21 protein-coding genes and 1 pseudogene are annotated in these 19,394 nt (G+C 75.3%); 11 read left to right on the plus strand and 11 right to left on the minus strand.

The genetic code is table 11. The features are described 5' to 3' along the window. Nucleotides 1-75 precede the first annotated feature (75 nt). The 5 genes from ACFT41_RS21580 (at nt 76) to ACFT41_RS21600 (ending at nt 5,313) form a co-directional block, all read left to right on the plus strand. Nucleotides 76-453 (plus strand): hypothetical protein, encoded by a 378-nt coding sequence (locus ACFT41_RS21580; RefSeq protein ID WP_377589460.1) that lies wholly within the window; start codon nt 76-78, stop codon nt 451-453. Between the two features lie 204 nt (nt 454-657). Next, nucleotides 658-918: a hypothetical protein gene (locus ACFT41_RS21585; protein ID WP_007076395.1), complete on the plus strand. Its 261-nt coding sequence runs from the start codon at nt 658-660 to the stop codon at nt 916-918. Nucleotides 919-927: 9 nt separating this feature from the next. Then, nucleotides 928-1,974: a hypothetical protein gene (locus ACFT41_RS21590; protein WP_377589459.1), complete on the plus strand. Its 1,047-nt coding sequence runs from the start codon at nt 928-930 to the stop codon at nt 1,972-1,974. Further along, nucleotides 1,967-4,651, plus strand: a complete 2,685-nt coding sequence (locus tag ACFT41_RS21595; protein ID WP_377589458.1) for an FtsK/SpoIIIE domain-containing protein — start codon at nt 1,967-1,969, stop codon at nt 4,649-4,651. Before ACFT41_RS21590 ends, ACFT41_RS21595 begins: the two co-directional genes overlap by 8 nt. Then, nucleotides 4,648-5,313, plus strand: coding sequence for a hypothetical protein (locus tag ACFT41_RS21600; RefSeq protein WP_377589457.1), 666 nt, complete (start codon nt 4,648-4,650; stop codon nt 5,311-5,313). The genes ACFT41_RS21595 and ACFT41_RS21600 overlap by 4 nt, the downstream gene beginning before the upstream one ends. A 37-nt stretch (nt 5,314-5,350) precedes the next feature. On the opposite strand, the gene ACFT41_RS21605 is transcribed toward ACFT41_RS21600, so the two are convergent. The 4 genes from ACFT41_RS21605 to ACFT41_RS21620 all read right to left on the minus strand — a co-directional run bounded on the left by ACFT41_RS21605 (nt 5,351) and on the right by ACFT41_RS21620 (nt 9,405). Further along, on the minus strand, nt 5,351-6,184 hold the full coding sequence (locus ACFT41_RS21605; RefSeq protein ID WP_377589456.1) for a hypothetical protein: 834 nt from the start codon (nt 6,182-6,184) through the stop codon (nt 5,351-5,353). Between the two features lie 54 nt (nt 6,185-6,238). Further along, nucleotides 6,239-7,531: a cupin domain-containing protein gene (locus ACFT41_RS21610; protein ID WP_377589455.1), complete on the minus strand. Its 1,293-nt coding sequence runs from the start codon at nt 7,529-7,531 to the stop codon at nt 6,239-6,241. 9 nt (nt 7,532-7,540) lie between these two features. After that, nucleotides 7,541-7,783 carry a hypothetical protein gene (locus ACFT41_RS21615; protein ID WP_377613960.1) on the minus strand — a complete coding sequence of 81 codons (243 nt, stop codon included), beginning with the start codon at nt 7,781-7,783 and terminating at the stop codon, nt 7,541-7,543. Between the two features lie 155 nt (nt 7,784-7,938). Beyond that, a complete protein-coding gene (locus ACFT41_RS21620; protein ID WP_377589454.1) occupies nt 7,939-9,405 on the minus strand; it encodes an endo-1,4-beta-xylanase in 1,467 nt (488 codons plus the stop codon). Between the two features lie 223 nt (nt 9,406-9,628). Here ACFT41_RS21620 and ACFT41_RS21625 point away from each other — a divergent pair, with 223 nt between their 5' ends. Beyond that, a complete protein-coding gene (locus ACFT41_RS21625; protein WP_377613961.1) occupies nt 9,629-10,951 on the plus strand; it encodes an MFS transporter in 1,323 nt (440 codons plus the stop codon). Here the strand turns inward: ACFT41_RS21625 and ACFT41_RS21630 are convergent. Together ACFT41_RS21630 and ACFT41_RS21635 are read right to left on the minus strand one after the other, a co-directional pair. Next, nucleotides 10,936-11,364: a DUF2267 domain-containing protein gene (locus ACFT41_RS21630; RefSeq protein ID WP_377613962.1), complete on the minus strand. Its 429-nt coding sequence runs from the start codon at nt 11,362-11,364 to the stop codon at nt 10,936-10,938. The genes ACFT41_RS21625 and ACFT41_RS21630 overlap by 16 nt on opposite strands. A 458-nt stretch (nt 11,365-11,822) precedes the next feature. Next, on the minus strand, nt 11,823-12,500 hold the full coding sequence (locus tag ACFT41_RS21635) for a hypothetical protein (RefSeq protein ID WP_377588582.1): 678 nt from the start codon (nt 12,498-12,500) through the stop codon (nt 11,823-11,825). A gap of 185 nt (nt 12,501-12,685) precedes the next feature. Between ACFT41_RS21635 and ACFT41_RS21640 the strand changes: the two genes are divergently transcribed. Genes ACFT41_RS21640 through ACFT41_RS21655 form a run of 4 tightly spaced genes read left to right on the plus strand, consistent with a single transcriptional unit; the run spans nt 12,686 to nt 16,143 of the window. Beyond that, the gene (locus ACFT41_RS21640; RefSeq protein WP_377588583.1) at nt 12,686-13,600 is read left to right on the plus strand and encodes an ABC transporter ATP-binding protein; all 915 of its coding nucleotides are present in this window, start codon (nt 12,686-12,688) and stop codon (nt 13,598-13,600) included. Next, nucleotides 13,593-14,471, plus strand: a complete 879-nt coding sequence (locus ACFT41_RS21645; RefSeq protein WP_377588584.1) for an ABC transporter permease subunit — start codon at nt 13,593-13,595, stop codon at nt 14,469-14,471. The genes ACFT41_RS21640 and ACFT41_RS21645 overlap by 8 nt, the downstream gene beginning before the upstream one ends. Then, nucleotides 14,468-15,427 carry an ABC transporter ATP-binding protein gene (locus ACFT41_RS21650; RefSeq protein WP_377588585.1) on the plus strand — a complete coding sequence of 320 codons (960 nt, stop codon included), beginning with the start codon at nt 14,468-14,470 and terminating at the stop codon, nt 15,425-15,427. The genes ACFT41_RS21645 and ACFT41_RS21650 overlap by 4 nt, the downstream gene beginning before the upstream one ends. 5 nt (nt 15,428-15,432) lie before the next feature. Then, on the plus strand, nt 15,433-16,143 hold the full coding sequence (locus ACFT41_RS21655) for an ABC transporter permease subunit (protein ID WP_377588586.1): 711 nt from the start codon (nt 15,433-15,435) through the stop codon (nt 16,141-16,143). Nucleotides 16,144-16,153: 10 nt separating this feature from the next. Here the strand turns inward: ACFT41_RS21655 and ACFT41_RS21660 are convergent, their stop codons facing one another. Then, complete coding sequence (locus tag ACFT41_RS21660) at nt 16,154-16,558, minus strand: hypothetical protein (protein ID WP_377588587.1); 405 nt, start codon at nt 16,556-16,558, stop codon at nt 16,154-16,156. Between the two features lie 36 nt (nt 16,559-16,594). On the opposite strand from ACFT41_RS21660, the gene ACFT41_RS21665 reads away from it, so the two are divergent. Continuing rightward, nucleotides 16,595-16,849 carry a hypothetical protein gene (locus ACFT41_RS21665; protein ID WP_377588588.1) on the plus strand — a complete coding sequence of 85 codons (255 nt, stop codon included), beginning with the start codon at nt 16,595-16,597 and terminating at the stop codon, nt 16,847-16,849. On the opposite strand, the pseudogene ACFT41_RS21670 reads toward ACFT41_RS21665, so the two are convergent. From ACFT41_RS21670 to ACFT41_RS21685, 4 genes and pseudogenes are all read right to left on the minus strand, one after another. After that, nucleotides 16,836-17,193, minus strand: a pseudogene (locus ACFT41_RS21670) (DUF72 domain-containing protein); the annotation flags it as partial. The gene ACFT41_RS21665 and the pseudogene ACFT41_RS21670 sit on opposite strands and share 14 nt — an antisense overlap. Nucleotides 17,194-17,243: 50 nt before the next feature. Further along, a complete protein-coding gene (locus ACFT41_RS21675) occupies nt 17,244-17,642 on the minus strand; it encodes a TraR/DksA family transcriptional regulator (protein WP_377588589.1) in 399 nt (132 codons plus the stop codon). 187 nt (nt 17,643-17,829) lie between these two features. Beyond that, nucleotides 17,830-18,468: a uridine kinase gene (locus ACFT41_RS21680; RefSeq protein WP_377588590.1), complete on the minus strand. Its 639-nt coding sequence runs from the start codon at nt 18,466-18,468 to the stop codon at nt 17,830-17,832. Between the two features lie 23 nt (nt 18,469-18,491). Continuing rightward, complete coding sequence (locus tag ACFT41_RS21685; protein ID WP_043968732.1) at nt 18,492-19,097, minus strand: winged helix-turn-helix domain-containing protein; 606 nt, start codon at nt 19,095-19,097, stop codon at nt 18,492-18,494. Between the last annotated feature and the right edge of the window lie 297 nt (nt 19,098-19,394).

Here is a 19,394-nt window from a genome sequence, read left to right on the forward strand (position 1 = left end):
GCGCCGGGCCGGGCGCGGGCGGCGGCCCCGGCGGCGCGGGCGGGGACGGCCGCACGGCGGTGGCAGGCTGGGGTCATGGAGCCGACGCCGCTGCTGATCGTGGACGCCGCCAACGTGGTGGGTTCCCGCCCCGACGGGTGGTGGCGGGACCGGGCCGGGGCCACCACCCGGCTGCGCGACGCCCTCGTCCCGCTGGCCGAGTCCGGGGTGCCGCCACAGCTCACCGGTCCTACGGAGATGGTGCTGGTGGTGGAGGGCGCGGCGCGGGGCGTCCCGGCTGTGCCGGGCGTGCGGGTGGTCGCCGCCCCGGGGTCGGGCGACGACACGATCGTCGACCTCGTCAGGGCCGCCCCGGGCCGCCGCCGGCTGGTGGTCACCGCCGACCGGGAGCTGCGCGCCCGCGTCGGCGCGCTGGGCGCAGAAGTCCACGGCCCCCGCTGGCTTCCCACCTGACCAGCCCTCCTCTCGCCTCGTCCGGATCCGGCGACGAAGGTCCCGTTGATGGGATCGGGTGACCCGAGAGCGAGACATTCGCACGGGGTTTGCGCACGTCAGTGGCGTAATCGGACAGTCGAGCAGCAACACCGACAGGGCGGATGTTCTCTCCCCACGGGGGATGGGTTGTAATGGAGATCTCCCCGCCCCCAGGAGGTCCCCGTGGCGAGCGTCGCCGAGCTGAAGGCAGCCATCGATGTCGCCCTCCAACAGATCGGTGACGGGCAGACCGCGGTGCAGGCGGCCGGTGAGAAGCTGGCCGAGGCGCAGCAGACACTGGCCGGGGCGCTGGAGGGCAGCGGGCACGAGACCGTCGAGGCGGCGCAGGCCTCACTGACCCAGGCCAGCCAGGAGCTGGAGGAGTGCCTCGCGGCGACCCTCGTCGCGGTGGAGCAGGCGCAACTCTACGTCTCGACCCTGTAAGGGCCGGGCGTGTCCATCATCGAGGACGTCGGTGCCCAGGTGCGGGCCGCCGCGGAGGAGTTCCCGCTGGCCCAGCTCGCCCTCGCCCTGGAGAAGTTCGGCCAGGCCACCGAGCGGCTGCGCTGGGTGCGGCAGGAGTCGGCCAACCCGCTGGGGGTGCCGGAGCTGTCCGCCGCCGTCGAGCACGCCGAGTCCGCCGGGCACGCGCTGCGGGTGGCCCAGGAACAGTTGTCGGCGTACCTCGCGGCCATCGGGCTGGCCCCCGACGGCGCTCCGCCGGCCCGCCCGGCCGGCGACCGGCAGGTGCACGACGCCCCGCGCGACGCGCCGCCCGCCGCCGGTGACGGTCCGCCCCCGGCCCGCGACGACAACCCGGTGCTGCGCCGCTGGTGGGCGGTGCGGGTGGCGGAGCTGACGGGCGGCCGGGAGGGCGCGCCGGACGAGCCGGACGAGCGGATCGGCGACTCCCGGGAGCTGCTGCGCCGGGTCGCCGACGGGGTCCGTGGCGGCGACCGGGACCGGCTGCACCGCGAGCTGCGCACCGCGCACGCCGACGTCGGCCTCGGCCTGGCCGCGCTCGCCCCGCCGCTGCTGCGCGAGCTGGCCGGGGAGCTGCTCGGGCACCCGCCCCGCGCCGACGACCTGCCCCGGCTGCGCCGGGAGCTGGACGGCCGGGTGCGCGACCTGCTCCCCGGGCTGCCCCCGCCGGTGCTGGAGACGCTGCTGACCCGGGTCTGCCGGATGCCCCCGCCGCCGCGCCGCAGCGGCGAGGAGCAGCCGCACGCCGCCGACACGGCGGTGAGCGCCGGCGTGGTCACCGCCGTGCTGCTGGCTCGCCTCGGCAGGGACCTGCCCCGCGACGACGGGCAGCCCGACCAGGCGGGCGGGCCCGCGCAGCAGAAGCGCCGCGAGGCCGAGCGGGACGCCTGGGACGAGGCGACGCGGCAACGCGCGGCCCGCGAGCGCTCGGCCCGGGAGCGGGCCGCGCAGGGCCTGCCTCCCGTGCCCCCCGCCCCGCCCGCCGGGGGCGCCGCCCGCCGGGGCTCCGATGGCTGACCGCCGCACCCAGCTGGTGACCCGGGTGCGGGGCATGCTCTCCGAGGCGCTGGGCGCCACCCGGCACCGGCTCGCCGACGCCGACGCCGAGCTGGCCGCCGCCCGGGACCGGCTGGCCCGCGTGCAGCGCGCCGCGGCTGCCGTACCGGCGAAGGTGGGGGCGCAGCGCGACCGGCGGCTCGCCGAGATCGACGCCCGGCACGCCGCCCGGATCGCCGAGCTGGCCCGCCGGGCCGTCGACGCCGCCCGCCGCGAGGCGCCCGGCGCGGCCAGCGCCGACTGGGCGCAGTGGACCGCGACGCCGGCCGGTCGCGGCGAGCCCCCCGGCGCCGTACGCGTCGGCACCGTGCGCATCCCCGGCGCGGAGCCGGTGCCGGCCCTGGTGCCGCTGCTCGACGCCGGGCACGTGCACCTGGCCGGCGCCGAGGCCGACGGCGGGGCGTCCGTGGTGCCGGCGCTGCTGCTGCGCAGCCTGGGGCGGGCCGACCCGGGCGCGGTGCGGCTGTTCGGCTACGACCCGGAGCACCTCGGCGGTGGGCTGGCCGGCTTCGCCCCACTGGGCACCGCCGGACTGCTCACCTTCGTCGGCCCAGGCGGGCTGGGCCGGCTGCTGGACGACCTGGTGGAGCAGATCCGCCGGATCAACGAGACCGTGCTCGCCGGGGAATACCGCTCGCTGCGGGAGCTGGCCGCCGCGACCGGCCGCCGCCCCGAGCCGTGGCGGGTGGCGGTGCTGCTCGGCGGCGACGAGCTGTCCCGACACGAGCGCGGCCAGCTCGACCGGGTGGTACGCACCGGCGGGGCATGCGGGGTGCACCTGGTGGTGCGCGGCGTGCCGGTGCCGGACGACCCGACGGTGACCCGGGTCGTGGTGGGCCCCGACGGGGCCCGGGTCGGCGGCCCGCCCGGCCTGCCGGTGGCCCTGGACCCGCCGCCCCCGGCCACGCTGGTCACCGAGACCTGCCGGCAGGTCGCCGCCCGGGTCAACGCCGGCCCCCCACCGGCCCCGTTCGCCGACCTGCTGCCGCCGCCGGAGCAGATGTGGCGGGAGGACTCCTCGACCGGGCTGACCGCGCCCATCGGCGAGGGCCCGCACGGCCGACCGGTCCTGCTCAACCTCGGCGACTACCCGCCGCACGCGCTGATCGGCGGCCCGTCCGGCACCGGCAAGACCAACCTGATCTTCGCCTGGATCGGGGCGCTGGCGTCCCGCTACTCCCCCGCCGAGCTGGAGTTCTACCTGCTCGACTTCAAGGAGGGGGTGTCCTTCGCCCGGTTCGCGCAGGGCCGGCGGGACCCGAGCTGGCTGCCGCACATGCGGCTGGTCGGGATCAACGTCAACACCGACCGGGAGTTCGGGCTGGCGCTGCTGCGGTTCCTCGCCGAGGAGCTGCGCCGGCGGGCCGACGCGGCGAAGAAGCACGAGGTGACCAAGCTCGCCGAGCTTCGGGCGGTCGACCCGGCCGGGCACTGGCCCCGCATCGTCGCCGTGGTCGACGAGTTCCAGGCGCTGCTGGCCGGCCGGGACGTGGTCGCCCGGGAGGCCGCCGACCTGCTGGAGGACCTGGCCCGCCGGGGCCGCTCCCAGGGCATCCACCTGGTGCTGGCCTCGCAGGACGTGCGCGGCATCGAGGCGCTGTGGGGGCGGCCTGCGCTGGTCGCCCAGTTCACCCTGCGCATCGCGCTGCCCAAGGCGCTGCGCATCCTCGCCGAACGCAACGACGCCGCCCAGTCCCTGCCCCGCCACCACGCGGTGGTCAACGCCGAGTCGGGCCTCGTCGAGGGCAACGAGGTGGCCCGCATCCCGTCGGCCAGCGACTGGGACGCCTGGAGCGAGCTGCAGCACCGGCTGTGGCGGATGCGCCCGGCCGACGCCCGGCCCGCCCGGCTCTTCGACGGCGACGCGATCCCCCGGCTCGCCGACGCCCCGGACTTCCGGGCGCTCACCCCGCCCGAGGGCGCCGCCGCGCCGCGCAGCCCGGTGGCCCTGCTCGGGGAGATCATCGACGTACAGTCCCGCTCGGCGGCGCTGCGGCTGCCCCGGGCCCCCGGGCGCAACCTCGCCGTGCTGGGCACCCGGGTCGACGAGGCGTGCGCCGTGCTGGACGCCGCCGCCCGGTCGCTGGCCCGCCAGCACCGCCCCGGCACCGCCCGGTTCTCCATCGCCTGCCTCGACCCCGACGCCGACCCGGCCGCCCGGGAGCTCTACGCCGACCTGGCCGACGATGCCGCCTGGTACGACGACGAGACCGTACCGGAGCTGATGGCCGAGACGGCGACGGCCCTGGACCGGCCGGGCACCCCCGCCACCCCGCACTACCTGCTGCTGTACGCGGTCGACGCGGCGGCCGGCCGGCTGGCCGCGCGGGCCGGCGGGCGGACCGGGCTGGAGCACCTGCGGCGCGTCCTGCACGACGGTCCGGAGCGGCGTACCCACGTGCTGGCCTGGTGGCGCGGCGTGGCCCGGATGCGGGTGGACCTCGGCGGGCCCGCCGCCCGCACCGACCAGATCGGCGCGTGGGTGGCCCTCGACGTGCAGGGCGGCGAGCTGGGCTCGTCGCTCTACCCGGGCAGCGGCGGCCCCGACTGGTATCCCCGGCCGTGGCGGGGGCTCTTCTTCGACCGGGCCGCGCACCGCACCGGCCAGGTCATCATCCCCTACGGACCGGCGGCATGAACGAACCGGTGACCAGCGAGACGTACGCGGCGCAGGTGCGGCGGCTGGCCGAGCTGACCGACCAGGTGCGCACCCAGCGCGCCGAGGCCCGCGCCTGGCACGACCAGCAGTGCGCCGCCGCCGAGCGGGCCGTCGCCGAAGCCACCGAGCAGCTGCGCGACGCCGAGCGGGAGGCGGCCGACGCGCGGGAGCTGGTGGAGCGGGTGGACGCCGAGGCGGCCCACCTGTGGCAGCAGCTCCGGGCCCGGCTGGGCGCGGGTGCCCGCCGGCTCGGCGACCCGCCCGGCCCCGCCCGGGACGCCTCGGGCGACCCGCTGCTGCTGCTGCACGGGGTACGCGGGCTGCTGGACCGGACCCGGCAGCCCGGCGAGCTGCCCGCCTCGGCGAACCCGCTGCTGGCGCTGTGCGGGGTGCTGGGCGCGGCGCTGATGTTCGCCCTCGGCGCGGGTGCCCGGGCGCTGGGGGCCCGCAACGGCGGCGATCTGGCGGTGGGCCTGCCGGTGCTGGCGCTGGTGGTGACCCTGCTCGGCCCGCTGGTCGGGTTGGCCCCGGCCAAGCGGCTCGCGGACCGCCGGCACACGGTGCTGTCGCCGCGGCCGGTCACGGTCGTCCTGGTGGCCGGCCTGGTCACCACCGCCGGGCTGCTGGTCCTGGCCCGCTGAGAGCCGGCCGGGGCGGTCCGCCCCGGCCGGGTTCGGCTCAGCCGCGCGAGGCCAGGTCGCCGCAGCCGGTCTCGTCGGGCAGCAGTGGCCGCAGCGCGACCGTCCAACGCTTCCCGCCGGAGGTCCACGGGGTCGCCGTGTTGGCCGTGCCGGCGGCGTCGAGCAGCTGTCGCACCGCCGCGCCGGTCACCGTCACGCAGCTCAGACCGAGGCCGTCGCCGACCGCTTCGCCGGGCAGCTCGGGGCCGGGCCAGGCTACCTCCGTCTGCTTGCCGGCCTCCCCACCGGCGGTCCACTTCTGGGCGACGGCCACGACGGCGGTCGGCTGGTACGGCTGGGTGTCCGTGTCGGACAGGCCGGTCAGCCGTTCGGCGAAGGCGCGCAGCCGGTCCCGGGCCGCCCGCTGCTCGGCGCTCAGGCCGGACTCGGGGCTGATCGCCTCGGCGAGGGCGTAGACCTCCAGTTCCTCGGTGCCGACGGGACCGCGAACGGTGAACCGGGTCGAGGCCACGTCGGTGACCAGCGGGGTGCCGAGGTCCGGGGCGGTGCCCACCCCTGCCGCGCGGGCCTGCGCGACCAGCTCCGCCACCGCCTCGGCGCCGATCTTCGCCACCTGGACGTTGGGCAGGGCCGGTCCCGGATAGATGGCGGGGACCGGCCCCTCGGCGATGACCCTGCCGTCGCCGTACACGCTGACGGCGGGCAGCCGGGTCGCCAGCAGGATCGGCGGCACGAACCCGCCCGTGTACGCCATCCGGACCACCGGCACGTCGCCGGGATATGCGGCGGCGGGCTCACCGGCGCCGGACGGGGTGTCCTGCTGGGCGCAGGCCCCGGTCAGCAGGAGCAGCGGTACGACCGCCACCCGCATGCGTCGAAGGTATGTCATGGCACTGCGACGCAGCCGGCGGCCGAGAGGTTCCCGTCAGCGCGGCGGCGGCTGTCCCTCGGCGGGGACGGCGACGGCCTCGCGCAGCAGGCGGCGGGCCAGGACGACCCGGTCGGCGTCGTCGTCGAGGCCGGGCAGGTCGCCGACCCGGCTCACCGCGCCGGTGAGCAGCGCGCGCAGCGCGGGCTCGCAGCCGGCGGGCAGGGTCAGCACCCGATCGAACAGGCGCAGCGCGACCTTGCCGTCCCCGGTCGGGTCGAGCCGCCAGCGCAGCCCCGGCCGGGGCGCGAGCCGGGTGTCGGCGGCGACGGCGGCGAGCGCGGCGGCCTGGGCCAGGGGCCGGATCGGGGCGGGCCGGGCGGCCGGCCAGGCCCGTTCCCGCAGCCGGGCGGCCACGGCTGCGGGGTCGGCGCGCAACAGCCAGTCCCGCAGCGCCTCGACGGTCTCGGTCAGCTCCGGCTCGATCGCGTCGGGGTCGGCCACGTCGGTGCCGAACGGCAGGCCGGCGCGCAGCCGGGCGTCGGCGGCGGCGAGGGCGAGCAACTCCTCGACGATGGCGTACCGGGTCAGCGCCCGGATGCCGACGGTCAGGTGCAGGGAGCTGCTCTCCTGGGCCTGGGCGCTGTGCAGCCAGCCGCGCGGCAGGTAGAGCGCGTCGCCCGGTTCGAGGACCACGTCGAGCGCGGCGGGCCCCTGGGCGGTGGCGGAGACCTCGTCGGCCCGGCCACCCCAGGGCTGGCGTTCGAGGGGGTCGGGCAGCACCGGCGGGTGGACGAGCCAGTGTTTGCGCCCGTCGACCTGGAGCACGAGGACGTCGTGGGTGTCGTAGTGGGTGGCGAAGCCCTGGCTGCCGGCCGGGGTCAGGTATGCGTTGACCTGCAACGGCTGCGCCAGGGCGGTGCCGAGGTCGCGGGCGAGGTCGATCAGGGCGGGCCAGGTGCGGTGCAGGCCCTGGAGCACCAGGGTCGCGCCGGAGGCGTACAGGTCCAGCACCCGCTCGTCGAGGACCTGGTCGCCGATCTCGGCGCCCGCGCCGCCGCCGCCGGTCCAGCGCGCCGCCGGCACGAGCTGGCCGTCCTGGGCGACGCGCAGGAACGGGGTACGCAGCCCGCGCCGGCTGAGCAGCTCGTCGGCGTCGGCGGGGCTGAGCAGGTCGGTGAAGCCGTCGGAGTTGGGCAGCTCGGCGGCGCGGGACAGCAGCGGCGCCCGGCCCCAGTGGGCGGCGGCGAACTTGCCCGGTTCCACGGCGACGCAGCGCGCGAGGGCGCGGGTGGCTTCGGGCGGAACCGCCGGGCGACCGTGGCCACCCGGCGGGTCGGTGATCGTCATCGCGAGGCGTCAGCCGGCGCTGCCGTCGGCGCCGCCGTCCTGCTTACCCGGAGTCGCGCCACCGTCGGCCGGGCCCTCCGCGCCACCGTCGGCGCCGCCGTCCTGCTTACCCGGAGTCGCGCCACCGTCGGCCGGGCCCTCGGCCCCGCCGTCCGCCCCGCCGTCCTGCTGACCGGGCGTGGCCCCGCCGTCGGCCGGGCCCTCCGGGCCGCCGCCGCTGGTCGTCTGGATGTCGTCGTCGTTGAGTGCCATGCGGTGCTCCCTCGCCAGGTTCCCGCCCCGCCGCGCGACGGGGGTACGTCGTGCGACGGGTGGTACCCCCGGCACGATCCTCTCTAACCACACCGTAGACGGCGGGTCCCGCCGGCACGTCCGGTTCGCCCGGTGTGCCGGCGGGACGCGGGCGGTCAGCCGTTGCGGCAGACGGTGCCGTTGAAGGTGAAGCTGGCGGGCGACGGGTTGGACCCGGTGTGGGTGCCCTGGAAGCCGAAGCTCACCGTGCCGCCGACGGGCACCGCGCCGTTGTAGCTCGCGTTACGGGCGTTGACCTGGGTGCCGGACTGGGTGACGGTGGCGTTCCAGGCGTTGGTGACCTGCTGACCGGCGGTGAAGTAGAAGCCGAAGGTCCAGGCGTTGACGGCGTCGGGGCCGTCGTTGCGGATCCGGATCTCGGCGGTGAAGCCGTTGCCCCAGGAGTTCGGCACGTAGGTGACCGTGCAGCCGTTGGTCGGGGCGGGCGTGGTGGGTGCCGGGGTGGTGGGTGCCGGGGTGGTCGGGGCGGGCGTGGTCGGGGTGGGGGTGGTGGTGCCGCTGCCGAGGGCGTCGGCCACCGCCTGGTACGCGGGCTTCGGCGCGTAGTTCTCGTCCCAGATCAACGCGGCGCCCTCCCCCGGGAAGGTTCCCGGAATCCAGGAGTACTTGTCGGTGATGCCCCAGACCGTCACGCCTGCGCATCGGGCCACGGCGAGGCAGATGTTGACGACCTTCTTGTAGTCGGCGGCCTGCGTGGCCAGCTTGGTGGCGTTCGCCGGGGTGGACATCCGGATGTCCAGCTCGGTGATCCGCACGTCGACGCCGAGGTCGGCGAAGCGCTGGAGGTTGGCCTGCATGTCGCCGGGAACCTGCCCGATGATCAGGTGCGCCTGGAAGCCGACGCAGTCGATCGGCACACCCCGCGCCTTGAAGTCCCTCACCAGGTTGTAGATCGCGGTGCTCTTGGCGTTGATCCCGTCGGTGCTGTAGTCGTTGATGCACAGCTTCGCGCCCGGGTCGGCGGCGCGGGCGGCGTGGAACGCCTCCTCGATCCAGCTGTTGCCGATGCGCTGCTGGAGGATGCTGTCCCGGCGCCCGCCGGAGCCGCCGTCGGCGAACGCCTCGTTGACCACGTCCCAGGCGAAGACCTTGCCCTTGAAGTGACCGGCCACCCCGGCGATGTGGTTCTTCATCGCGGCGAGCAGGTCGGAGCCGGAGAGGTTCGCCGTCCAGCCGGGCATCTGGTTGTGCCAGACCAGGGTGTGGCCGTACACCTTCTTGTCGCTGCTCGCGGCGTAGTTGACGACCGCGTCGCCCTGGCCGAAGGAGAACTGGTTCCGGTTGGGTTCGGTGGCGTCCCACTTCATCGCGTTCTCGGCGACGACGAGGTTGAACTCGGCATCGCCGATCTGCTTGTACGGGCTCTCGGAGAGCCGGTTGGGGTCCAGGGCGAAGCCGATGTCGCGGCCCTTGGCGTCGGCGAGGCTCCTCAGGCTGGCGGCGGCCTCGGCGGTGCCGGGCTGGGCGACGGTGATGCCCACGGCGAGCGTGCTCGCGGCGGCGAGCAGGCCGGCCAACAGGCCCGACCGGGTGCGCCGACGGGTGAGGTGGTGGATGCGCATGCGTTCCCTGTCCTTCGGATGGGTCGCCAACCACGGCGACGACGAGACGATGGGAGCGCTCTCGACATCCTGGCAGCATCGACAACGATCGTCAACCGACCTCCACTCCTCACGCCCCACCCCCACCCCCATTCCGCGATCCTGCACTTCGGGCCCCATGCCGTTCGTTCCCGAATAATAGGAAGCGCGTCTCTAATGGCGGGACGAGGGTTAGTCTCGGGCCGTGGCCGACTCCCGCCGGTGGGTCATGCTCGGCATCGGCACCGCCGCGCAGACCGCGGGCACCCTCTACCTGTACGGGCTGCCGTTCCTGCTGCCCGCGCTACGCCGCGCCACCGGCCTGCCGCTGTGGGAGCTGGGCCTGCTGGTGGCCTGCCCCAGCCTTGGCATGGTGCTCGCCCTCATCGGCTGGGGCGTCGTGGCCGACCGTCGCGGCGAGCGCCTCGTCATCGGCCTGGGCCTGACGGTCGGGGCGGCATTCCTGGCCGGCGCCGCCCTCGCCGCAGGGCCGGCCCTGTTCGGGCTGCTGGCCCTCGCCGGGGCCGCCGGCTCGGCCGTGTACGCCGCCAGCGGCCGGGTGGTGACCGGGTGGTTCGCGCCCGGCGAGCGGGGCCTGGCGATGGGCATCCGGCAGACGTCGCAGCCGCTGGGCGTGGCGGCGGCCTCGGCGGTCCTGCCGGTGCTGGCCGACTCCGGCGGCCCCCGGCTGGCGTTGCTGGTCGCCGCCGCGGTCTCCGCGCTGACCGGGATCGTGGCCGCCCTGCTGCTGGTCGACGCGCCGAGGCCCGGCACCGGCTCGCCCGACTCGCCCACCTCACCCGCCACGCCCGGCGTGCCCGACGCCGGCACCGGCGCGGCGCGCGCACGGTCGCCGTACCGGTCGCCGACGCTGTGGCGGGTGCACGGGGCGAGCGCCCTGCTGGTCGTGGCGCAGTTCGCCGTCGGCGCGTACGCCCTGGACTATCTCGTCACCGAACGCGGCTGGCCGGTGCGTACGGCCGGGCCGTTGATCGCGGGGGCGCAGCTCGTCGCGGCGGCGGCGCGGGTGCTCGCCGGCCACTGGTCCGACCGGTCCGCCCAGCGGCTCCGGCCACTGCGGGTCGTCGCCGCCGGCACGGCCGCCGCCCTGGGGGCGCTGGCGCTCGCCGAGGCCCTGCACGCCCCGCCGGCGGCCCCACTGCTGCTGGTCGCCCTCGTCGCCACGGTGAGCTGGCACGGCGTCGCGTACGCGGCGGTCGCGGACGTGGCCCCCGCGAGCTGGGCGGGACGGGCCACCAGCACCCAGACCGTGGTGCAGAACGTGGCCGCGACGGCCACCCCGCCCCTGTTCGGGCTGGCCGTCGCGGGGCTGGGCTTCGGGCCGGGGTTCGCCGTCGCCGCCCTGTTCCCGCTCGCCGCCGTAGCGGTGCTGCACGGCCTCACCGTCGGCGCCCACCTGTCCACCCGCCCACCCGACGCGGACGCCCTCGCCGGGCCCGAGGCGGCCGGCCGGCCGACCGCTGTCGGGATCGGCCGGCCGGCGTCCGGGCGTCAGGGAATGAGCTGAGCCAGGTCCCGGGGCATGGTGGAGCGGACGTCCTCCCACTCCCCCTGGGTGACGTGCCGACGCAGGGTGTCCAGCACCACCTGGACCACGCGCTCCGGGCCGCCCTCGACGTCGTACGGGAAGCCCTGGCGGGCCTCGTAGAGGAAGTCGTCCCGGTTCAGCTTGATCGGCACGTTCGACGGCTGCCAACCGTCGAAGTAGATGCCCCGCAGCAGCACCGGCAACTGCGCAGCGAACTCCGCGCTCTCCTGCACCGGCAGCCGGTCGCGCAGCAGGTGCAGCACCGTGCGCAGGGCCGCGTACGACTGGTTGCGCTGCTCCTTCGGCCAGCCGTACGCCGCCTCGATGTCCTTCAGGATCAGGTTGGTCTTGTCCAGCGAGCTCTCGAACGCCGAGATCAACTGCTCAGCCATCTGCCCACCCCCGTAGGTCGGTCACGTCCATTCCGGTGGCCTTCACCGTCGGTCGTCCTCGCGGCGCGGCGGCCCGGCCGGGCCCCGCCACTGCCGGGTGGGGCTGACCCGGCCGGGCCGCACCACTGCGCGGCGGGGGCCACCGGGTGACCCGACCACGTGCAGCACGCGGCCACGCCGCCGAACCGCCGTGTCCCGAACCGTCATCCCGCGCACCCCCAGCCAGCTCGGGTGGCCCGCCACGGGCCACACACACGGCCCACCCTGCGCCCCGCCCGGGTGAGGCCGCCTCACCCCGTGGGGGTGAGACCGCGCCCCCACCGAGGAAGGCCGGGCACGATGTCGGCGACGTGGCGGCATCAGAGCCCTCGGGACACCGCCACGTCGCCGACACGGCGTGGATCAGGAGGGCGTCCGCCGGGGCACGGCCGGGCAGCTCGCAGGGCGCGGGCGACAGGTCACCCGCCGGAGCCCTCCGCAGCGCCGTCGGGGGTGAAGGCGCCGCCACCCGGACCGGCGTCCAGGTAGACATGCTGGTGACCCTGACCGGTGTCGATGTTGACCTGATCAAGCTGGGTGGCCGCGACCGACCAGGCGGCCACCGCCTGCGCCGCCTGTCGTTTCGCCAGCTCCGTCAGGGCGCCCCGCTGGGTCGGCGGCCCGGTGACAGCGAGGAGATACGACTCGACAGCCAGGGACGCCTGCTCCACAGCGCCGTGCAGCCCCGCGCGCGCCACGTTGGTGGCGGTGGTGCCCGACGGCGGGTTGGCGAACGGCTCCGCTGCCCGGAGCAGGGTCTGTCGCCACTGGCGGGCCTGCTCGGGGCCCGGCTGCCCACTGTCCGACGGAGCCGCCCGGATGGCGCCGAGAATGGGAGAGATCTCGTCACGGAGGCGTCGGGCCGTCGTCGTCAGCTCGGCCACCTGCTGGGTGTCACGCTCCACCTCGGCCTTGCGCATGTCCGCCACAGCCGATTCGACGCCGTCCGGTCGGCTGGCCGTGTAGCCGGTGGCGCCGCCCACGAGAACAGCCGCGAGCCCGATCGCCGCCACGATGACGGCCAGGCGCGCCTTACGGCGGCGGCTCGGGTCGGGCGCCGCGAGCAGGTAGGAGGGCTTGCCGGTACGGCGCGACACGACTTCTCCTCTGGCCGACGAAAGTTCGGTCGAAGCCTAGCTTTCTCCGCTGGTATTAGTCGATAGTCCGCTGCGCGACGTGGTGGCAGTCCCGGGACCCTAGGGGAACCCGGCCAGGAAGATCAGGGATCCGCCCGGGGCCGCCCACCGTCCACCGGCGACCCCCGGTCCCTACGCTGTACGGCGTGACACTCATCGCGACCGAGTCGCTGACCAAGACGTACGGGGGTGGGGTCACGGCGTTGGCCGACCTGACCGTCGCGGTCGAACCGGGCATCATCGGGCTGGTCGGCGCGAACGGCGCCGGCAAGTCCACCCTGATCAAGATCCTGCTCGGCCTCCTCGCCCCGACCAGCGGCCGGGCCCGGGTGCTCGGCCTCGACCCGACCACCGACTCCGCCCGGGTCCGCGCCCGGGTCGGCTACATGCCCGAGCACGACGCCCTGCCACCGGACCTCTCCGCCGCGGAGCTGGTCACCCACCTCGGCCGGATCAGCGGCCTGCCGCGCACGGTCGCCCGGGAGCGGGCCTCCGAGGCGCTGCGGCACGTCGGACTCTACGAGGAGCGCTACCGCCCGGTCGGCGGCTACTCCACCGGCATGAAGCAGCGGGTCAAACTCGCCCAGGCCCTCGTGCACGACCCCGACCTGCTGCTGCTCGACGAGCCGACCAACGGCCTCGACCCGGCCGGCCGGGACGCGATGCTGGCGCTGGTGCACCGCATCGGCACCGAGTTCGGCATCTCCGTGCTGGTCTGCTCGCACCTGCTGGGCGAGGTGGAACGGATCTGCGACACCCTCGTCGCCATCGACGGTGGGCGGCTGCTGCGCGCCGACCACATCTCCGCCATGACCTCCGCCACCGACGTGCTCGCCGTCGAGGTCAGCGAGGGCACGGAGGAGTTGGCCGCCCGGCTGGCCGCGCTCGGCCTGCCGGTGCGCCGGGACGGCCGGCTGCTGCTCGTCGAGCTCGTCGACGACGCCACCTACGACCTGATCCTCGGCGCGGTCGCCGAACTGGACCTGCCGCTGCACCGGCTGGACCAGCGCCGGCACCGGGTGGCCGAACTCTTCGCCACGAGGGAGCCCAGCCATGCCTGAGCCGACCGGCGTCATCCACGACATCGGCTACCAGCGTTACACCGGCCCCCGGCTGGGTCGCCGGGCCGTCTTCGGCGCGCTCTACCTGCACGGCCTGCGGACCGCGTTCGGGCTGGGGCGCAGCGCGAAGGCCAAGATCTTCCCCTGGCTGGTGGTCGGCATCGTCACGGCGGTCGCCGCCGCCCTCACCGCCGTCCGCGCCCAGATCGGCGAGGCGGTGATGACGTACGCCCAGTTCGCCGACAACATGAGCTGGCTGGTCATCTTCTTCGTCGCGGTGGCCGCGCCCGAGCTGGTCTCCCGTGACCTGCACAGCGGGGTGCTGCCGCTCTACTTCTCCCGGCCGCTGCCGCGCGCGGACTACCCGCTGGCCAAGCTGCTGGCGCTGGCGACCGCGCTGTGGTTGCTGCTCGGCGGGCCGCAGTTCGTGATGTTCCTGGGTGCCGCATTCACGAGCGACGGCATGCGGGGCGTCTGGGACGAACTGCTCGACCTGCTGCCGAGCCTGCTCTACGCCGGGCTGTGGGCGGCGGTCTTCGCCTCGGTCGGGCTGCTGATCGCCTCCCTCAGCGGCAAGCGGGCGTTCGCGGCCGGTGGGATCGTGGCCGTGTTCCTGATGACCACGCCGATCGTCGGCACCCTGTCGATCATGCCTTCGCAGACGGTCAACGAGCTGGCCTTCCTCGCCTCACCGTCGACGCTGGTGGGTGGCGTGGGCACCTGGGCGCTCGGTGACCTGCTGACGTCCGAGGGCCAGAGTGGAGTCCCGATCGGCGGCTTCGGTCCCGTCTACGCGGTCGCCGCCGCGCTGCTCGTGGCCGGCTGCGTCGCCCTGCTGCTGCGTCGATACCGGAAGGTGGCCGCGCGATGACCACGATCAGCGCCGACCAGACGGCGGGGGCACCCGCCGCCGTCACCAGCACCCTCGACCTCGCGGGCGTCTCCCGCTGGTACGGCAACGTGGTGGCCGTCAACGACGTCAGCATGAGCCTCGGCTCCGGGGTCACCGGGTTGCTCGGCCCCAACGGCGCGGGCAAGACGACCCTGCTGCACATGATGGCGGGCTTCCTGGCCCCATCGCGCGGGGTGGTGACCCTGGACGGCCGGCCCACCTGGCGCAACCCCGAGGCCTACCGCCGGCTCGGCCTGGTCAGCGAGCGGGAGGCGGTGCACACCTTCCTCACCGCGTACGAGTTCGTGCTGACCAGCGCGAAGCTGCACCGGCTGGCGGACCCGACGGCGGCGGCCCGCCGGGCGATCGCCCAGGTGGAGCTGGAGGGCGCGCAGGACCGCCGGATCGGCACGTACTCCAAGGGCATGCGGCAGCGGGCCCGGGTGGCCGCCGCGCTGGTGCACGAGCCACAGGTGCTGCTGCTCGACGAGCCGTTCAACGGGATGGACCCGCGGCAGCGGCTGCACATGATGGAGCTGCTGCACCGCCTCGGCGACGCCGGCCGCACCATTCTGTTCAGCTCGCACATCCTGGAGGAGGTCGAGCAGGTCTCCGGCACGGTCCAGGTCATGGTCGCCGGCCGGCTGGCCGCCTCCGGTGACTTCCGCACCATCCGCCGGCTGATGACCAACCGGCCGCACGTGTTCACCGTGCGCTCCACCGACGACCGGGCGCTCGCCGTGGCGCTGATGGCCGAGGCGTCGGTGGCGGGCGTCGAGCTGGGCCGCGCCGGATTGACGGTGCGCGCCGGCGACTACGGCGCGTTCACCCGCGTGCTGCCGAAGATCGCGCTGCGGGAGGGCGTCCGGGTGCGCCAACTGGTACCCGAGGACGAGTCCCTGGAGAGCGTCTTCTCCTACCTGGTGGAGGCCTGAACCCCATGTCTACCGTTTCCTGGCTCACCCTGCGCGGGCTGTTCGGGCGTCGCCGCTTCCTCCTGCTGCTGCCGCTGCCCGTGGTGCTGATCCTCCTGGCGGTGCTCTCCCGGTCGCTCGGGGTCACCCCGCGCGACTGGGGCCCACCGGTGCTGGTCGGTCTCGGCCTGGCCGTCGTGCTCCCGGTCGTCGCCCTGATCGTCGGCACCGGCGTGCTCGGTGCCGAGATCGACGACGGCACGGTCGTGCACATCCTGACCAAGCCGCTGCCCCGCTGGCAGATCGTGCTGCCCAAGCTGGCGGTGGCCACCGGCGTCACCGCGGTCACCGTCGCCGTGCCGCTCTACGCCGCCGGCCTGCTGGCCGACTCCGTACGCCTCGGACTGGCCCTCGCCGCCGCGTCGGCGGTCGGCGCGCTGGCGTACTCGGCGCTGTTCCTGGCGCTCAGCCTGCTCACCCGCCGGCCGGTGCTGCTCGGCCTGGTCTACGTGCTGATCTGGGAGGGGTTGCTCGGCAGCGTCGTGAGCGGCACACGGGTGCTCTCCATCCAGCAGTACGTGATCACCCTCGCCGACCGGATCGCCCCCACGGAGCTGTTGCTGGGTGACGTGTCGGTGCCGGTGGCGGCGGTGATGAGCGCGCTCATCAGCGTGGGCTTCACCGTGCTGGCCATCGACCGGCTCCGCTCGTTCAGCGTGGCCGGCGAGACGAGCTGACCCCGCCCGGTCAGGGGTAGCCGCGCCGGTTGCGGGGGCGGACTCCGGGGTGGGGCCGGCGGGCGTGGGTCGCGGCGGCCAGGTCGAGCAGGCGGCGGAGCCGATAGGACAGCACCCGCCCCTGGTCGAGGGTGAGCATCAGCTCGCCGGGCTCGGCCCCGCCCACGGCGACCACGAGCACCGGCCCCGCGCCGGGGACGAGCGTCTGCGCCAGCGCCACGTCGGCGGTGGGTTCGGCGGGCAGGGCTTCGATGGCCGGGCCTTCGGCGGCCGGACCGTCGGCGGTCAGCGGGCCGGCGGGCGGGGCCGGCGAGCGCGGCGTCAGCGGGAGCCGCGCCGAGCGGTGCCGTCGCCGCAGCGTGCAGCCGTCCCGGTCGCACCAGCGGGGATGGGCGTCGCCGGGCGGGTCGGCCAACCCGCCGGTCGGGTACCACCGTGGGACTATTAGGCCGTGGCAGACGACCTGGCAGCAGCGGTTCGGGCCTACGAAGAGGCGCGGGCAGCAATGACCGATGCACAGGCCGAGGCCGACCGGATTGTCGCCGAGGCCAGGGGCGAGATCGCCACGGCGCGGTCCCGCCTCGCAGGAGCCATCGTCGAGGCAGCCCGCAACGGCATGCGCCAAGTCGACATCGTCCGGGCCACCGGCTACACCCGCGAGCGGGTCAGGCAGATCCTCCGGGCCGGCGGCGTCGAAGCGGGCTGACCCGCTCAGGGCTCCCTACCCGGTTGCCCTTGAACGCGCGCCGGAACCACGGCGGCAAGCCGGGGCCGGGCGAATCTTGAGGGGCGCGCGTCCAGACCTCCTCGTACGCCTGCGCGGGCAGGTCGCCGGGGTAGACGTTGCGCTTGTCGGTGTCCGGCCGCAGGTCCTCGTGGAGCGCGGAGACCCGCGTCGGGTGCCCGGTCAGCAGGCTGAACGCCTTGACGTTGAAGGTGAACCCGGCCGGGTGCGCTCTTCTGCGGGGTGCCCGCCGTCTGCGGATACCACCCGGAGTCGAGCAGGGTCCGGTCGGTCCAGGACGCGGTGCCCACCTTGTTCTCACCCATGGGTGGAGTTCACCGCGTCCACTACCGACCGACAGCCGGGGCGGGCCGCCTCAGCCGGCCCGCCGCTCCCGGTTCTGCTTGCAGGTGACGCAGGCGGTGGCGGAGGGGAATATCTCCAGCCGCTCCACCGGGATCGGCACCGTGCAGCCCTCGCAGAAGCCGTACGTGCCCTCGTCGAGCCGGCTCAGTGCGCGCTCGAACTGCGCCCGGCGGTCGAGAATCGTCCGCAGTAGCGACTGCGCGGTGTCCCGCTCGGCCGTCTTGGTGCCGCTGTCGGCCTGGTCGTCGCCGGCGGTGTCGCCGACCTCCACCAGGCGCAGCACCTGGCTCTGCAGCACCGCCTGCTCGTACTCGGCGGAGAGCTCGTCGTAGCGGACCCGCAGGGACGCCCGGATCTGGTCGGTGTCCGCCTGCGATCGGCCGGTGGCTACCGTGTCGTGGACGAGCATCGCTGCCTGCCTTTCCTGGCCTGGTGCGCCGGGGTGGTGCCCGGCCCGGTCGCGGTGTGACGCGGTGGAGATCACTCGCGCTCTGTGAGCCGGGCGATTACCCTCGGTTCGGCCGCGCCAAACCACCGAGTTCTGGAATCTCCGGCCCGCGTCCCTGGGGGGCACCCCGAGGCCGTACGGCCCGGTGTCACCGGGCGGCGTCCGGCTCCACGAGAGCGGGGTGACGGGGGTCGTCGACGCGGACCACCACGTCGGCGAAGCTGGCCGGGGCGACCTCCGCGGCGTATCGGGCGAAGGCCGGCAGGGTCCAACGCAGCGCGGGAACGGTGCGTCGGGCCAGGGCTGCCGGGGAGAGCTCCAGGTGCACGGCGAGGTCGACGGGGAGCCCGCCGCCGAGCAGGAGCGCCCCGCTGACCAGGACGACGCCGTGGGGCGGCAGCGTGACGTAGCCGGCCCGGCTGGCCCGGTCGGTGCGCCGGTCCCAGAGGGCGGGGAGGATCCGGCCCGAGCCGCCGTGCCCCGCCGGGTCGAGGACCTCGCGGCGCAGGCCGGGCTCGTCGACCCAACCCTCGTAGTAGGCGTCGGGGTTGGTCCGGCCGAACTCCAGCCGCACGGAGGCCGGGCGGAGGAAGTCCTCGGCCCGCACGTGCAGCACCGGGCGGCCGAGGGCGCGCAGCGGGTCGACCAGCGCGCCGGCCAGTGCGTCGGGGGCAGCCGCCGGGGCACCGTCCACCGCGACGCGGAGCCGGCCGGGTGCGTCGGCGGCGACGAGCCGCTCGGTCAGCTCGGTGACGAGCCGCTCGGGGGAGATGGGTCGTACGCGCATCCGCCCATCGTGCCCGGTCGCGGTCAGCCGCTGCGGTCGATGGTCACCCGGGCGTCGTCGGCGAGCCGGTAGCCGACGCCGTAGACGGTGGTGACCAGCGGCACGTCCACGCCGACCTTGCCGCGCAGCCGACGCACGTGCACGTCGACGGTGCGGACCCCGGCGTGTTCGTAGCCCCAGACGGCGTTGAGCAGTTGCAGCCGGGTGAACACCCGCCGGGGGTGGGCGACCAGGTGCAGCAGGAGGTCGAACTCCAGCCGGGTCAGGGGCAGCGGCTCGTTGTCGCGCAGCACCGACCGGGACGATGCCAGGATGTGCAGCGCCGGGATGGTCGGGGCCAGAGGGCGGGGCGGCGTGCGCCCGGCGGGAACCTGGTCGGGCCGCCGCTCGGGGGCGGGACCGGCGGTGACGACCCCCTCACCCCGCTCCAGCATCTCCCGGGCCGCGTCGAGCAGGCGGCGGGCCGCCGGGGTCAGGGTCTCCTCGGCCACCAGCGGGATGCTGAGGGTCACGGTGAGCACGGGCGTGGTGCCGTTGACGGGACGGCGCTGGCCGCCGGGGGGCCGACCGGGGACCGCGGGTTGGGACGTATGCCATCCGGCGCGCGGCGATGCGGGGCTGACCGACATGGTCCTCCTTGGCTGGTCCGGGTATCTCCCCACGGCCCGGGACGCCGCTGCATCGATGCTTCCCGGCACCCACCTGACGGTCAAGGGGCGGCTACGTTGCATGAATGTGACAATTGACGAACACATCGGAGCCGGATGCTCGCTCTGCGTACGAGGCCTGATGATTACAGCAGAGTCACCATGATCGTGGGAGACGGGGGGGGTACCCGTGTGACCCACCCCGGCCCGGTCGGGGCTGTGGGGCGCCCGGCCAGGCGGCGCGCGCGTCCGACACGCGGACGCGGCGCACCCCGAAAC

The sequence above is a fragment of the Micromonospora sp. NPDC057141 genome, from assembly GCF_042670805.1.
Lineage (GTDB): Bacteria > Actinomycetota > Actinomycetes > Mycobacteriales > Micromonosporaceae > Micromonospora.